The sequence below is a fragment of the Nocardia sp. 348MFTsu5.1 genome (assembly GCF_000383535.1).
Lineage (GTDB): Bacteria > Actinomycetota > Actinomycetes > Mycobacteriales > Mycobacteriaceae > Williamsia > Williamsia faeni.
On the sequence record NZ_KB911519.1, the window covers coordinates 17291 to 32996 of the forward strand.

A 15706-nucleotide genomic window follows, 5' to 3' on the forward strand; every position below is an offset into this window, starting at 1 on the left:
TTGCGGGCGGGGTGGGGGTCAGGTGCGGGCGGCGGTCAGCGCGGCCCGCGCCATCTGTGCCAACAACTTCTGCTGGCGGGCGATCTCGAGGTCAGGCAACCGTGGCGACGAGTTGATCAGGCCAAAGGCCGCGTGGACCCGCGTTCGGCCTTCTTGCCTGGGGATCGACGAGTCCACCCGGACCAGTACGTCCGTCCACAATTCGACGTATTGACGCTGCAGTCTGCGGACTTCACGACTGGCCTCCGGGGTCAGTGACGAGAGGTCGCGGTCCTGGACGCGAATCAACTCCGGTTCGGTGGTGGCGAAGTCGACATGGAACTCGATCAGCCGATCCAGCGCGTCGAGGTCGTCGGTCGACCCGGCGACCACCGCTTCGCCGCCGGACTGCAGGCGTTGCGAGATGGTGATGAGCATTTCGGCCAGAACGGCGTCCTTGCCGGAGAAGTGTCGATACATCGCCGGACCACTGACCCCGACCGCTGCCCCGATGTCTTCCAGTCGCACACCGGCGAAACCCCGTTCGGCCATCAGCCGAGCTGCGGCGGCCAGCAGTTCACGCCGGCGCGCGGCCTTCGCGAGACCACGACGGGTCACCGGTGCCGGCGACGGGGAGCCCTCAGTTGCAGATGTCATCGTCTGTCGAGAATACCGAGGTCCACCCGAACCGCTGCACCCTCACCAGGCGTAAATGACCCGGGAACGCAGCACCATGTCCTGGACCGACCGGCGACGCCTGTCGACGGCAACCCAGGCCAGGCCGATCGGGAAGAAGGCGTAAAACAGCGCCCGCAACAGCGCCCGCAGGGGACCCAGCCGACGTCCGTCGCGACTGACCACTTCGAGCCCCATCGCCACTGAGCCCACCGTCCGGCCCGATACCGCCCAGCACGTGGTCAGATAGATCACGCTGACCGAAAACGACGCGACAGCGGACAACGCGATGTTCGGGTTCGGAGCACTGAACGATCCGGGGCTGAACAGTAATCCGATCAAAAAGAAAAAGAGATACATCGAGCCCAGGATCAAAATCACCACCACCACGTCGAGCGCAGCCGCAACACTTCGGCTCACAATGCCCGCCGTCCGGGTGTCGAGTGCGTCCTTGCTCGTGTGATGCGGCTCGTTGATGTGATGCGGCGTAGGTGTCGCACCTGTCATGGTCGACCTGCCGGGGGATCGTCGGACTCGCGCCGGTGGACATCGACGACCACTTTGGTAACAGTGGTGGTCGACGGCGCTTCGACCACACCATTGATCACCGGTACACCATTGTGCGGAGTCGGCTTGCGGCCCAAGAGTTTTCCGAAGACACCGGCGACCACGTCGTCGGCGTGAGCGCCCTGCAGGCGGACGTCGTCGAGGACACCGTTGGTGAGTGTGGTCGTGGATGAGCGGACGATCGCCTCCAGGTCGACACCGTCGATGACCTCGTTGGCCAGACCGATCAGGTCGACGCGACCGAGTATGGCGTCGATGTCGATCCGTGCCGCAATCGCATCGATGTCGACACCGCCCACCGCACGATTCAGGTCCACGGTCTCGATCACGCCGTCGATGTCGACCCGACCCAGGATGGCGTCAATGTCGATGCGCGCGGCGATTCCGTCCAGATCGATCCCGGTGGCGACCTTGTCCAGGTCGACATGATTCAGGACCAGATCGGTCAGATCGACCTCCTCGACCAGCGCGGTGATCACTTCGCCGATGACGACCTTGAGAGCGGCCCGCGTCAGTTCGATCGCGGTGTCGAGGGCCTGCTCACCCAGTGCTGTCACCTCGGTGGCTCCGCGCTCGATCAGCGGGCCGGCAACAGGAATACGGACCGCGACACCGTAGATGCCGCGTGCGCGGCGAACCACGCTCGACGTCAACGCCGCACCAGTGACCATTGGCCTACCACTCTCTTCGCCGCTCTGAAAGCCGGTGTCTCGTATCCCCTACCGCTCATTTGAACGATACTCGACCGCGAAGTTCTGGCGACAGAATCGGACGCGGTGGCAGATCTTCGGCCGACGGACCGGGACCACTACGCATTTTTGAGAATCAGCAAGGTGGCAGCCGAATCCTCTACCGCGACCAGCTTGTGCAGGACACTCGCAGCGACAGTGACCGCCGTACCCGGCGAGAGTTCCACGCGCTCACCGTTCACCGTGAACTCGATCAGGCCACGCTGGCCGATCACCAGGATGGGTGTCGCCGATCGATGGTCATCGATCACCTGCCCGGACCGAAGCGACAGGTGCACCACGTTTGCTCCGGCAACCTTGGCCACCACGTCGATCTTCGGCCGGTCGGTTCCGGAGTCGATAACCTCGTCGAGGCCGGTGATCACCGTGAATTCCGCTGGCTCCGTTGGTTCTTCCGCCTGGACATCGGTCATCGGTCAGCCTTCCGCACGGTTCTTGACAGTAATTCTGAACACTACTTGGCCCGACACCTCGTAGGTCGGCCAAGTCCTCAAACGACCGATGACGCCGACCCGCAAGCGGGTTCGACGCCATCGGCGAAAGCAACTCAGGTGAGCTGATTACAGATTCTTGTAGAGCTCGCGAGCCAGAGCAGCGGTCTCGGACGGCGTCTTGCCGACCTTCACGCCTGCAGCCTCGAGTGCATCCTTCTTGGCCTGCGCGGTGCCCAGACTGCCCGACACGATGGCGCCGGCGTGGCCCATGGTCTTGCCCTCGGGAGCGGTGAAGCCTGCGACGTAACCGACGACCGGCTTCGTCACGTTGGCCTTGATGTAGTCGGCGGCGCGCTCTTCGGCGTCTCCACCGATCTCACCGATCATGACGATGATCTTGGTGTCGGGATCCTTCTCGAACGCCTCGATGGCGTCGATGTGGGTGGTTCCGATGACCGGGTCGCCGCCGATGCCGATGGCGGTCGAGAAGCCGATCTCACGCAGCTCGAACATCATCTGGTAGGTCAGCGTGCCCGACTTCGACACGAGGCCGATCGGGCCCGAACCGGCGATGTTGGCCGGAGTGATGCCGACCAGCGACTCACCGGGGGTGATGATGCCGGGGCAGTTCGGTCCGATGATGCGGGTCTTGTTGCCCTTGGACACGTTGTAGGCCCACGCGTACGCGCTGTCCTGCACCGGGATTCCCTCGGTGATGACAACCAGGAGCGGGATCTCGGCGTCGATGGCCTCGATGATCGCGTCCTTGGCGAACTTCGGCGGCACGAATGCGATCGACACGTCGGCGCCGGTCTTCTCGATGGCCTCGGCAACGGTGCCGAACACGGGCAGCTCCACGCCGCCGTCATGGCTGACGGTGGTGCCGGCCTTACGTGCGTTGACGCCACCGACGACCTGGGTACCGGCCTTGAGCATCAGAGCGGTGTGCTTGGTTCCCTCGCCACCGGTGATGCCCTGGACGATGACCTTGGAATCTTTGTTCAGAAAAATCGACATTGATCTACAGCTCCTACTTGCTCGCCAGTTCGGCGGCCTTGTCGGCGGCCTCATCCATGGTTCCGACGACCGTCACCAGCGGGTGGTTGGCCTCTGCGAGGATGCGACGACCCTCTTCGACGTTGTTTCCGTCCAGACGCACGACGAGTGGCTTGTTGGCTTCGTCGCCCAGGGTCTTCAGTGCGCCGACGATGCCGTTGGCAACGGCGTCACACGCGGTGATGCCACCGAAGACGTTGACGAACACGCTCTTGACCTGAGCATCGTTGAGGATGACGTCCAGACCGGCAGCCATCACGGCAGCCGAGGCGCCGCCACCGATGTCGAGGAAGTTGGCAGGCTTGACGCCGTTGTGCTTCTCGCCTGCGTAGGCGACGACGTCGAGGGTCGACATGACCAGCCCGGCACCGTTGCCGATGATTCCGACCTCACCGTCGAGCTTGACGTAGTTGAGGTCGTTTTCCTTGGCCTTGAGCTCGAGCGGGTCGGTTGCGTCGCGATCCTCGAAGGCCTCGTGGCCGGGCTGACGGAAGGCAGCGTTCTCATCGAGAGTGACCTTGCCGTCGAGGGCGAGGATCTCATCGGTGGGCGTACGCACGAGGGGGTTGACCTCGACCAGGATGGCGTCTTCGTTGATGAAGACTTCCCACAGCTTCTGGATCGTGACGGCCGCGGCGTCGAGCACCTCGGCGGGCAGCTTGCCGGCTTCGGCGATCTCACGAGCAAACGCGAGGTCGACACCCTTGACGGCGTCCACGGGGATCTTGGCCAGTGCGTCGGGGTTCTCTTCGGCGGTGACCTCGATCTCGACGCCACCCTCGACCGAGCACATGGCCAGGTAAGTACGGTTGGTGCGGTCGAGCAGGAAGGAGATGTAGTACTCCTCGGCGATGTCACTCGCCTCTGCGACCAGCAGTTTCTTGACAACATGGCCCTTGATGTCGAGGCCGAGGATGGCCTCTGCGTTCGCCACTGCGGCATCGACATCGGCGGAGTACTTCACGCCACCCGCTTTGCCGCGACCGCCGACTTTCACCTGGGCCTTGACCATCACGGGCTTGCCGATTTCTTCGGCAATTTCACGTGCGCCGGCAACCGTGTCGGTAACACGTCCTGCCGAGGTCGGCACCTCGTGCTTGGCGAAGAGTTCCTTCGCCTGGTATTCGAAGAGATCCATTCAGCTCACCATCTCGTAGGTTTGTCCGCAGTTGGTGCCTGCGAACCACGACGACTGTAACGCCGCCAGAAACGACGCCTGCCACTGCTACCACCGCTTTGTGCCCCAGATCACTCGCTGTTTGTGCAGACGGCGATCAGTTGCCATTAGTTGCCCGCGACCAGCGGTGCGGCATCCGGACAAAGCGTACGCAATTAGGTGATACAGCTCACATTCGGGGCCTTATATCCACTTGCGGTTGCGGGCGTCGCAATCATTTCGTTACCGTCGCTGAGTCAGAAGGTAACGGATTTGTCACAGCAAATTGTCCGTGCAGTTCGGTGGAACTACCTCGAACTGCTTCTGTACACGCTAGGAAGGCTCACACGTTGGACGCTCGCGGAACGATTACCGGAGGCAGCGCAGGTTCGCGCGCTTCGGCCGGAACTCTGAACGAGCAGCGCCCTGACGCCTTTCGTGACAACGAGATCACCAACATCATCCCGATCGACGACTTCGGTCTCGAGGAGTACGCAGACGGCCCACTGAGTCAGTGGCGTAACCAGTCCGTCGCCGAGAGCCCCGCCGACCGCCGATCCACCGGTACCCGCCGCTTCGACCGTGACGCCTACGACCAGCCCCGGCCCGCCGAGATCACGCAGGACATCGTTGTCGCGGAAATCGAGTTCGACGAGATCGTCCACGAACATCCCTTTGATGTCCACGGCGCCGAGTTCGACGACTTCGCCCCTGCAGACGATGCTCCCGAGTGGTCTCCACGGAAACAGCGTTCCCCGCAGCGCGGTGGCGGTAAACATCGCATCGCCGCACCGCCACAGGCACTGAAGGGCCGTGCCGCACTTCTCGCGGTCGCCGCCGGAGCCGCGGTGGCAGCCGCAACAGGATCGTTTGCCCAGCAGTCCGAGTCCGCGCAGACAGCCGCGCCGGCCCCGGTGGCCTACCCCGGAAGCATCGACGCACCAGCTGCCGGAGTGGCCGCTGCACCGGCACCGGCCAACATGGACACCTTCACGGCCCAGCTCTCGACCGGTCAGCACATCGCCGAGGAGAAGCAGGCCGCGGACGACGCCGCACGCCGGCCCACGATCGTCTCCCCGATCCCGCTCGGTGCTTACCAGTTCACCTCCCTGTACGCCAACCGGTGGGGAGCATTCCACGGTGGTATCGACATGGCGGCGCCGCTGGGCACGCCCATCCACGCCGTCACCGACGGTGTGGTGATCGAGGCCGGACCGGCATCCGGATTCGGAAACTGGGTCCAGATCCAGGCTCCCGACGGCACCGTCACCATGTACGGCCATATGTCATCCAGCGGAGTACTCGTTCAAAAAGGCCAGACGGTCACCGCAGGTGACGTCATCGCGCTGGTCGGTAATGAAGGCTTCTCCACCGGTCCCCACCTCCACTTGGAGGTCTGGAAGAACGGCACCACGAAGATCGACCCGGCGCCGTGGCTCGCCACGCATGGCGTACAGCTCTCCAACTACGCCAGCTGACCCAAACCGCCGGCAGCCACCTGGCTTCCAGGCCAGCGCAGGCATCGCAGCACGTTCGTCCCGCCGGGAAGCCCTGCGCTAAAGCTTTTCGACCGGTAGCCCGCCCAGCGACATCAACGTGATCTGGCCGGCGCTCCCGAAGTCGAACTTGACCCGTTCTGTGGGTCCTGCGCCTTCCTTTGCCACCACTTTGCCCATCCCGTATTTGGCATGGGTCACTCGATCGCCCACCTCGACGTGGACCTGGTTGTTGCGACCACGGGTCGGCGAGCCGAACGACTCTTTACGTCGCGAACCGGATCCGAACGAACCACCACCGAAGCGCTCGCCCCCGAAACCGCGGCCGTTGTCGCCGTAGTCGCGGGTGCCATCGCTCAGACCGCGGCCCATACCGCGCTTCGGTTCAGTACGCCGCCAGTCGATGAGATGTTGCGGAATCTCTTGCAGGAAGCGCGATTCCGGATTCTGCATCGGCGTACCCCACGCCGACCGAACCATCGCCCGACTCAGATACAACCGATTGCGGGCCCGCGTGATGCCCACATAGGCCAACCGGCGCTCCTCCGACAGCTCGGCCGGATCACCGAGCGCACGCATGTGCGGGAACTGCCCGTCCTCCCAGCCGGTCACGAAGACCACCGGGAACTCCAGACCCTTGGCCGTGTGGAGGGTCATCAGCGTGACGACACCGTCTTCGTCGTCGGGCACCTGGTCGGCATCTGCCACCAACGCCACTCGCTCCAAAAACGCTGCCAGCGAACCGGGTTCGGGCTCACCCGGATCAGGTTCGAGATCGGGATCCTCGGGCTGCACCGAAACACCGTCTCCGGCATCGTCGATCTGAATCTCCGGAATCTGGGTGGCCACGGCCTCTGCGGCTTCGGCACTGAATTCCCGTGCCACCGAGATCAATTCGTTGATGTTGTCGAGGCGGGCGCCGTCTTGCGGATCCGAGGAACCCTCGAGTTCGTAGCGGTATCCGGTGCGTTCGACTATCGCATCCACCAGCTCACCGATGTCGCCGGCCTCATTTCCGGCGTCCATCTCGGCGATGTCGGCGGCATCGGATCCGGCTTCACCAAAGCTCGACAAGAAATCTGTGCGCAAGCCTTCGATGAGTTCGACGAAGGCCGAGATCTGTTTGACCGCACGGGTTCCCAACAGCGGGACCTTGCCCTCAGAACCGTCGATCAGCGCCTGATAGAAGCTGGTGCCGGTGTTCTCCGAGTGCACTGCAACGCAGGCTTCGGCGCGGTCGCCGATCCCCCGGCGTGGTGTGTTCAGGATGCGGCGCAAACTCACCGTGTCGTCCGGATTGGCCACCGTCCGCAGGTACGCGACGACGTCGCGAACCTCCTTGCGCTCGTAGAAGCGGACCCCGCCGACAACTTTGTACGGGATGCCGAGGCGGATGAACACCTCTTCCAGCGCCCGCGAGGCGGTGTTGGTGCGGTAGAACGCGGCGATCTGTGAGTACGTGAAGTCGCCGGAATCGGAGAGGGCGTCGATTTCACGGGCGATGAACTGCGCCTCGTCGTGCTCGTTGTCGGCAACGTAGCCGACGATGAGTTCGCCGTCGCCGGAGTCCGTCCACAATTTCTTCTCACGACGCCCGGCGTTGCGCGAGATCACCGCGTTGGCGGCCGACAGAATCGTCTGGGTGGACCGGTAATTCTGTTCCAGGAGAATGGTTTCGGTGTTCGGGAAGTCTCTCTCGAACTCTTCGATGTTGCGGATCGTCGCACCGCGGAAGGCGTAGATCGACTGGTCTGCGTCACCGACCACACACAGCTCTGCCGGGGTCACGTTGCCGACGGCGCCGGTGCCGACCAACTCCCGGACGAGGACGTACTGTGCGTGGTTGGTGTCCTGGTACTCGTCCACCAGGACATGCCGGAAGCGCCGACGGTAATACTCCGCGACCTCGGGGAAGGCCTGCAGCAAACCCACGGTCTCGCCGATCAGGTCGTCGAAGTCGAAGGCGTTGGCCGAGCGCAGCCGCTGCTGGTACTGCCGGTAGATCTGCGCGATCGTCTTGCCGGCGGGCTCGCCGGCCTCTTCGGCTGCGGTCATCGCCGCATCGGGGTCGACGAGTTCGTTCTTGAAGTTGGAGATGGAGATACCCACACCACGAGGACTGAACTTCTTCGGATCCAGATCCAGATCGCGCACGATCATGCCCAGCAACCGGCGTGAGTCGTCGGCGTCGTAGATCGAGAAGTTCGAGTTCATCCCGCTGAGCAGAGTTGCCTGAGCCCGCAGGATGCGGACGCAGGTCGAGTGGAACGTACTGACCCACATGCGATGCCCGCGCGGGCCCACCAGGTCGACCACCCGCTCCCGCATTTCTGCGGCCGCCTTGTTGGTGAACGTGATCGCCAGGATCTGACCCGGACTGACATCGCGCTCGGCGAGCAGATAGGCGATCCGCCTGGTCAGCACTGCGGTCTTGCCCGAACCGGCACCGGCAACGATCAGCAGCGGCGAACCGGCGTGCAGAACCGCGGCCCGCTGTTGTTGATTGAGGCCGTCGAGCAGTTCTTGGGCACGCCGGGACTCGGTGCGGGTGTCGTCATGCAGGTTTCCAGTGGCCATGCCCGGCAGCGACGGGTGGGGAGCAGCGCTTTTCATCGTCTTCCAAAGTTACCCGCTCGCACCGACACCTCACGACTTCACCGGTTGCTCGCGCGCGTTGGGTAACATCATCGCCACTCGAGGGTGGGGGCATCACGTTGAAGAGCACAGTAATTCCGAAGATCGCACTCGGTGTCGCCGTCGTCGCGCTGATCGCGGTCATCGTGGCCATGTTCATCCCGCGCAGCGCCGACGGAACCGCCGTGGCGCCCCCGTCGATTCTGGCCCAGAAGCAGCTCACCGCAGTCGCGCTGGAGTTCGCGAACCAGCGCGGCGCCACCTATTCGGGCACCGTCACCTCCGGCTCCGACAAGATCAACCTCGATGGGGTCGAGGTGACCGCGAGCGGCGACCTACGGGGCACGATCAAGATCGGCGGAGAGTCCGCCGACATCATCGGCGTGAATCGGCAGACGTATGCCATGGGTTCGGCCGGCTTCTGGAAGGCCCAGCTGGAAAATCCCAAGATGAACTACGAGGCGGTCGCCGGTGGATGGGCCGCGCTAGACCCGGCAACCTTCCCCGATCTCGGTCTGCTCTTGGCCCCACCCGCACTCGGGCTGGCTCTCGGCAACGACAACTCATCGCTGGACATGGCCGCGAAGGGACCGGCCACCGGCCTGATCGGAACCCCCGACGAGCGATTCACACCGGCAGCACTTCCCGACATCGTCGAAGAGGACGACGGCACCCTCGTTGCCGGTGGCACCCTGCGTTCCACCGTTGTCGACGGCACCGACACCCTCGCGACCGTTGTCGGGCCGCTGGATCAGCCCGGCGGCGCGGTGATCGACGTCGACTTGACCGTCGAGTCCCTGGAGCCGGGCGAGATCGCCGGGATCTACGACGCGATCGATGAGCAGGCCGCGACCCTCGCCCATATCCCGGCGCCGTATCTGAACCCCAACTTCGACGAGAGCGGATTCCGCCTCTCGGTGGCCCCGGCGCCCTGCAGTCCTCCGGTCTGCGAGTACATCGTCACCTATGTCGCCACCACCCCCGGGACGAGCGCCCCCGGATCGATCACCATCGTCGGTGACATGACCCTCACCCTCAACGATCGACCGGTCGGCGGCACCTGCACCCACACCGTGGTCATCCCGCTGAATGGTCGCGGTGACACCCGGTGCGCGTTCAATGTCCCCAATGAGGACGGCACCCTCAAAGGTGACGTCTCATATGTGTTCACCGCCTACCTCGATCAGGATCCGGGGGTACTGACACGAGCTCTCGCCGCCAACGAACATGTCTCCACCGCCGAACCCACCGGAGTCTGGACGCCGGCCGGATTCAAGGGCAGTGCCGGGAGCCGCGACTACAACCTGCAGGTCACCGGAATCAACTCCACGTACACGTACGTGGTCGGGGGGCAGACGTTCGACGGTCGGGCGGCGGACGGCACGCTGCTGGCAGCCTTCGGCCCCGGCTACTCGGAGAACATCGGCAGCGATGGCTCGCTGAGCAGTAGCTGGGACGGCACGGACATCATGATCGCGGCCGCCAAGGCCCAGACCGGCGCCGCCGGGAACTCGCCGGTCCGGTGGGTGTTCGCCGAGTCCGATGCCGCCGCCGCAACGGTGAAAACGCTCGAGGACGCCGGGGTCAGCGGCGTCGAGGTGGTCACCGTCCCCGCGGTGTGAGTCCCGACGGATACCGATCACGGCACCCGCACGAGTTCACCGACTCTGCTCTGCCCGACGTGGAGTCCTAGTCCCGGCGTCAGTGGACGGACCCGGAGCTGGGTCCCACCGCCGTGCAGCTGGATATAGACGGCGTTCAGCCCGGCTTTGACCGGCGCGGTCACCGGGTCGCCGTCGGCGAGACCGACCTCGATCTCGCCGTCGGTGGTGGCGCAGTACGGCAGCGCAACCTTCCATGACCAGACGATCAGCGGTCCGTCGAGTTCGAGATCGGTGGGACCGGTGACCTCCGGATTGCCGCAGTCACCGAGACCGGCTCCGGTGATGCGAACCGGTGTGATGGCCGCAGGCACCAGCCGGCCGGAGTCGTCGAGTACCTGCAGCTTGTCTGTCGGCGCGTCGAACTCCGGTCGGTCGGACAGGCTGCCGAAGACCTTGCTCACCGTGTTGTAGGGCTTGACCAGCGGCAGCAGGACTTCGATCGGAAGCTGATGGTCGAACATCGGCGTATCCCGGCTCTCCGCCAGGGATGCCCGCGCGTTGGTGAGGTACTCACCGGTGGGGTCGGTCCGCCATTCTTTGGAGAATTGCTGTGTGGCGATCAGCGAGCTGACGATGAACGCCACAACCGCCACCACCGCGGCCGGGCGGACCCACCGCAGATGGCTGTGCCCGATTCGGCGCCCGCTGGTCGGCGCCACCAGGATCAGCGCCATCGCGAGGGTGATGACCAGCGCACTGTCCGGCAGGTAGCGCAGTGTCTGGGCCAGTTGGACGGTGGTGTGCGCGCCGGTCCGGTTCCAGATGATCGGTATCTGCAGCACGAACACATACCCGGCCACGGCGGCGAGAACCCAGCCGACATGTCGGCGCGTGTACAGGGTGTAGCCGGCAGCTCCCAGCACCAGCAGCCATCCGATGGCCTTCACCTGCCAGCCCTCGGATCCGAACGGTGGGCTCGGCAACCAACGTTCCCAGTCCCACGGCCCGCCGAGCAGTCCCGGGATCAGCCCGGCGCTGACCGAACGCCATGCGATCTGCAACGTCTGTCCAACAGAGTGATCCTCGGTATCGACCGGCACGACGGCCAGGTACAAAGCCAGCCACACCGCTGTAATCGAGCACAACCCGATCCACAACTCGCGCGCCGACATCCAGGCCGTCCGCGCTGCCTGGCCGATGGTGGTGCCGCGGCCCGACATCAGGCACCAGATCGCGGCCGCGGCCATCGCCACCGGCACGATCAGGAGCGACTTCTCGAAGAACGCCAGACCGATGACGAACGCGACCAGCGCGCGGCCGATGACCAGCCGGCGGTTCATCACCCCGCCGCGACACAACTGCACGGCCTCGGCCACGACAACCGCCATCGCGATCTGCATCGGCAATGTGTTGAGCCCGGCCGACCACCAGGTGAACGCGGGCACGGTCAGCGGTGTGAAGAGGTAGAACGCCAGCGGAATCAGCAGTGCCGGGCGCATTCGCCCGGCGATGACGATCAGCATCCGGAGCACGGCCACCGCTGCGAGCAACTGACCCACCACAAGGGTGACAGCCGGGACCGCCCAGTTCAGCGGCGCGAGGTCGGTGCTGACACCCACGACCAGGAACGCACCGGGCATCAGGTGACCGTCGTGACCGAACATGAGGTATTCCCACGAGAACGTCGACAACTCGGAGGCACGGCCGATGAGGACGAGGTCATCCCAGTAGAAGTTGGCACCGGTGACCAGCGCGGTCCGAACGACGAGTTGCAGGAGGATCAGTGCCGCCGCGATCCACACTGCCGTCCGCCCCCGCGACGCCACACCGGCCGGTGGGGCCGGACGGGAGTACGCGGGTGGAGCTCGACCAATTGAGCCGAGGGTCGTTGCGGGCGGATGCACAACGACCACTCTTACCAGTGTCACCACCGTGCGTGGCACACTTGGGCCCGTGACTGCTGACCAGCCGATTGATCTGTCGGCCCTCGAACTAGGGTCTGACGTGGGCGATCTCCCCGAGGATATCGACGACCTCCGCCGCGAGATCGACCGTGTCGACGCGATAATCCTGGCCGCCATCAAGCGCCGGACCGCGGTGTCCAAGCGGATCGGGCAGGCCCGCATGGCGTCCGGTGGAACCCGGCTGGTGCACAGCCGTGAGATGAAGGTCCTCGACCGTTTCAGTGAGCTCGGCCAAGAAGGCCACACACTCGCCATGTTGCTGCTGCGTCTTGGCCGAGGACCGCTCGGTCGCTAGCCCGACCCTGCTTCGACTGGTCGCCGCAGCATTCGGCTCACGATGAACCTAAATGTGGCCCGGCGGATGCGTTGCCGACAGGATTGGTCGACTCGGGTGTACGCCGATCGCACGAGAAGACCCGGACCCGACACAGGAGTGGTGAATGGCCGAGAATGTTCTGCTGATCCATTGGCACGACCTGGGCCGCCACCTCGCCTGTTACGGCGCCGGTGGCGTCGAGAGCCCGACGATGGATGCCCTGGCGGCAGACGGGATCCGATTCAGTAATGCCCACGCCACCGCACCGCTGTGCTCCCCGGCCCGCGGTTCGCTGTTCACCGGCCGCTATCCGCACTCGAACGGGTTGACCGGTCTGGCACACCACGGCTTCGAATACCACGACGACGTTCTGACCCTCCCCCAGGTGCTCGGCAAAAACGGCTGGTACAGCGCGCTTTTCGGCATGCAGCACGAGTCGAGCGACCCGGGTCGTCTGGGCTTCGACGACTTCGACATCTCCGATTCGGAATGTGACTATGTCGTCGAACGCTCACAGGATTGGCTGCGTGAACTCGACTCCGACCCGGCGCGCCGCAAGCAGCCTTTCCTGCTGACGGCCGGCTTCTTCGAGACACACCGCCCGTATCCGGCCGACGAGTACGTACACGCCGACCCGAAAAAGGTTGTCGTCCCGGCATTTCTGCCGAACGTCCGCCCCGTGCGGGAGGACCTGGCCGGGTTGCTCGGCTCCATCACCAAGGCCGATGCCGCGGTCGGACGACTGCTCGACACCCTCGCCGAACTCGGCCTCGACCGCACCACATGGGTTGTTTTCGTCACCGACCACGGCCTGGCCTTTCCCCGCGCCAAGTCAACCCTGTATTCCGAGGGCACCGGGGTCGCGCTGATCGTGCGGCCACCCACCGACCGCAACATCACGCCGTTCGTCTACGACGACCTCTTCAGCGGCGTCGACCTCACCCCGACCGTGCTGGATCTGCTGGGTATCGAGATTCCCGATGTGGTGGAAGGCTTCTCACACGCCGAGACGATCACCCGGGCCACGTCCGAAGCGGTGCGCGACGAGGTCTTCACCGAAAAGAACTTCCACGACAACTTCGATCCGATCCGGGCGATTCGTACCGCCAGGTACAGCTATATCGAGAACTACGCCGACCGCCCGGCGCTGAGTCTGCCGCTGGACATCCGGGACAGTCCGTCGGCCCGCGCGCTGGACGGATCCGAGGATCTGCCGCGGGCGGCGCAGGAGCTGTACGACCTGTGGTCGGATCCGCTCGAGCTGAACAACCTGATCGACGACCCCGATCTGTCCGACGTGGTCGCCGATCTGCGAGAGCGGCTGAACCGATGGCGCTCCGACACTGGTGATGTGTTGCCGGCGGAGGCCGACGGCAACAGGATTGCACTGGAGTTCATGATCCGTCACCGCCAACAACTCGACAAGGTCGACGAGGAGCACGCGGACCGGTCGCTGCCGTCCCGGCGAACCCGGGCCAGCGAGCGCGAGCTTCGCATCGATTCGACCACCAGCGAGCATCACTGAGGTTCAGGCGATCACTGGTCGTCGACAGCGATCCGCTCACCGCGCGGCAACAGCAGTCCCACTGCCACAGCTGCGATGAGCACCGCCACCGAACCCGCGACCAGCGCCATCTGCAGGCCACTGACAAAGGCGGTGTCGGCATGGGCGGCGATCTGACCGCCGGCGTGGGTCGCGCCGGCGAACGATTCCCTGGCCCTGCCCACCACCTCGGCAGGTAGACCGGGCAGCTCGAGATTGTTGCGATAGCCCTGCGTCAGCAAGCTGCCGAGCACAGCGATGCCGAGCGCTCCACCGACTTCCCTGGACAGGTCGTTCATCGCCGAGGCCACGCCCTGCTGCGATGCCGGAAGTGCGCCGGTGATCGCACTTGTCGCGGGGGTCATGGCGGTTCCCATCCCGATTCCCAGCGGGACGAGTCCGGCAAGCATCAACCAGTACGATGTCCCGACATCGAGTTGCGACAGGACGAGCAATCCCGCGGCGACCAGCACGAGCCCGGTGACACACACCCGCCGGGTTCCGAACTTCTCGACCAGTGTCGGTGACAGGCGCGCCGACGGCATCATCACCGCGGCCATCGGGAGCATCTGGATCGCCGACATCAGCGCCGAGCCACCGCGCACCAGCTGCAGGTACTGCAACACCACAAAGATGAATCCGAAGAATGCGAAGAACTGCATGAAGATCGACAGACTGCCGGCGCTCAGGCCGCGGTGAGCGAAGATCCGTGGATCGAGCATCGGGGCCTTGCTGCGTAGTTCGAAACGGATGAACAGGGCCAGGATCACCAGGCCACCGGCGATGCCGATGAGGGTGCGCGCCGATGCCCAGCCCGCCTCGGGAGCTTCGATGATCGAGTACACGAGGACCACGAGTCCGGCGATCGACAACACCGCCCCACCGATGTCGAGTCGGGGCGCATCAGGGTCGGCGGACTCGGGCACGATGCGCCACGCCGCGATGAGGGCAGTCGCTGCCAGTGCCACGTTGAGACCGAAAACCGAACGCCACGAAAAGAACTCGAGCAGCACACCGGAAGACAACAGACCCAGGATCGCGCTGCCACCGGCCACACCGGCCCACACACCGACTGCCTGGGTTCGCTTGTCGGCTGGGAAGGTCCCGGTGATCGTCGACAACGTCGCCGGCATGACCAGCGCCGCACCCAACCCCAGGATTCCGCGCAGGAGGATCAGCTCTTCGGCCGAGGTGGCGGTCATCGCGACCACCGATCCGATGCCGAAGATCGCCAGTCCGGCAATCAGGGTTTTGCGCCTGCCGTAGCGGTCTCCGATCGCACCGGCCAACAGGAGGAACGACGCGAAGATCAGCGAATACGCGTCGACGATCCAGGCCAGCTGTGTCGAACTGGCGTGGGTCGCCCGGGCGATATCCGGGAGGGCGACGTTGAGCGACGACATGGCAGCGACAACGGCCGCCAGGGCGATGCACACCACGATCATGATGGCGCGCGTGTTGATCGGCTTCGACGTGGAGAGGTGTGTGGTTGTCATGGCTTCGGGTCTTCCAGGGATGAATGCCGGATAGAGG

General features: G+C 64.7%; 13 protein-coding genes. 4 read left to right on the forward strand and 9 right to left on the reverse strand.

Going from position 1 to position 15706, the window contains the following annotated elements; all coding sequences use genetic code 11:
* Positions 1-18: 18 nt before the first annotated feature.
* The 6 genes from H290_RS0119430 to sucC all read right to left on the reverse strand — a co-directional run bounded on the left by H290_RS0119430 (position 19) and on the right by sucC (position 4598).
* Positions 19-636 carry a TetR/AcrR family transcriptional regulator gene (locus H290_RS0119430; protein ID WP_028463405.1) on the reverse strand — a complete coding sequence of 206 codons (618 nt, stop codon included), beginning with the start codon at positions 634-636 and terminating at the stop codon, positions 19-21.
* A 42-nt stretch (positions 637-678) separates the two neighbouring features.
* On the reverse strand, positions 679-1161 hold the full coding sequence (locus tag H290_RS0119435; RefSeq protein WP_020108500.1) for an RDD family protein: 483 nt from the start codon (positions 1159-1161) through the stop codon (positions 679-681).
* Positions 1158-1892, reverse strand: coding sequence for a hypothetical protein (locus H290_RS29270; RefSeq protein WP_020108501.1), 735 nt, complete (start codon positions 1890-1892; stop codon positions 1158-1160). Before H290_RS29270 ends, H290_RS0119435 begins: the two co-directional genes overlap by 4 nt.
* A gap of 137 nt (positions 1893-2029) precedes the next feature.
* Positions 2030-2383 (reverse strand): cupin domain-containing protein, encoded by a 354-nt coding sequence (locus H290_RS0119445; protein ID WP_020108502.1) that lies wholly within the window; start codon positions 2381-2383, stop codon positions 2030-2032.
* A gap of 147 nt (positions 2384-2530) precedes the next feature.
* The gene (gene sucD, locus H290_RS0119450) at positions 2531-3421 is read right to left on the reverse strand and encodes a succinate--CoA ligase subunit alpha (RefSeq protein WP_020108503.1); all 891 of its coding nucleotides are present in this window, start codon (positions 3419-3421) and stop codon (positions 2531-2533) included.
* Positions 3422-3434: 13 nt separating this feature from the next.
* Positions 3435-4598 carry an ADP-forming succinate--CoA ligase subunit beta gene (sucC, locus tag H290_RS0119455; RefSeq protein WP_020108504.1) on the reverse strand — a complete coding sequence of 388 codons (1164 nt, stop codon included), beginning with the start codon at positions 4596-4598 and terminating at the stop codon, positions 3435-3437.
* A gap of 368 nt (positions 4599-4966) precedes the next feature.
* On the opposite strand from sucC, the gene H290_RS0119460 reads away from it, so the two are divergent.
* Positions 4967-6094, forward strand: a complete 1128-nt coding sequence (locus tag H290_RS0119460) for a M23 family metallopeptidase (protein WP_020108505.1) — start codon at positions 4967-4969, stop codon at positions 6092-6094.
* A 78-nt stretch (positions 6095-6172) separates the two neighbouring features.
* On the opposite strand, the gene H290_RS0119465 is transcribed toward H290_RS0119460, so the two are convergent.
* Positions 6173-8725 (reverse strand): UvrD-helicase domain-containing protein, encoded by a 2553-nt coding sequence (locus H290_RS0119465; protein WP_028463407.1) that lies wholly within the window; start codon positions 8723-8725, stop codon positions 6173-6175.
* A 101-nt stretch (positions 8726-8826) separates the two neighbouring features.
* On the opposite strand from H290_RS0119465, the gene H290_RS0119470 reads away from it, so the two are divergent.
* Positions 8827-10368: a hypothetical protein gene (locus tag H290_RS0119470; RefSeq protein WP_028463408.1), complete on the forward strand. Its 1542-nt coding sequence runs from the start codon at positions 8827-8829 to the stop codon at positions 10366-10368.
* Positions 10369-10385: 17 nt separating this feature from the next.
* Here the strand turns inward: H290_RS0119470 and H290_RS0119475 are convergent, their stop codons facing one another.
* A complete protein-coding gene (locus tag H290_RS0119475; protein WP_231373755.1) occupies positions 10386-12263 on the reverse strand; it encodes a hypothetical protein in 1878 nt (625 codons plus the stop codon).
* A gap of 40 nt (positions 12264-12303) precedes the next feature.
* Between H290_RS0119475 and H290_RS0119480 the strand changes: the two genes are divergently transcribed.
* Positions 12304-12609, forward strand: a complete 306-nt coding sequence (locus H290_RS0119480; RefSeq protein WP_231373756.1) for a chorismate mutase — start codon at positions 12304-12306, stop codon at positions 12607-12609.
* Between the two features lie 145 nt (positions 12610-12754).
* A complete protein-coding gene (locus H290_RS0119485; RefSeq protein WP_020108509.1) occupies positions 12755-14155 on the forward strand; it encodes a sulfatase in 1401 nt (466 codons plus the stop codon).
* Positions 14156-14166: 11 nt separating this feature from the next.
* Here H290_RS0119485 and H290_RS0119490 read toward each other — a convergent pair whose 3' ends face one another.
* Entirely contained in the window at positions 14167-15669 is a 1503-nt protein-coding gene (locus H290_RS0119490) for an MFS transporter (protein WP_020108510.1), read from the reverse strand.
* Between the last annotated feature and the right edge of the window lie 37 nt (positions 15670-15706).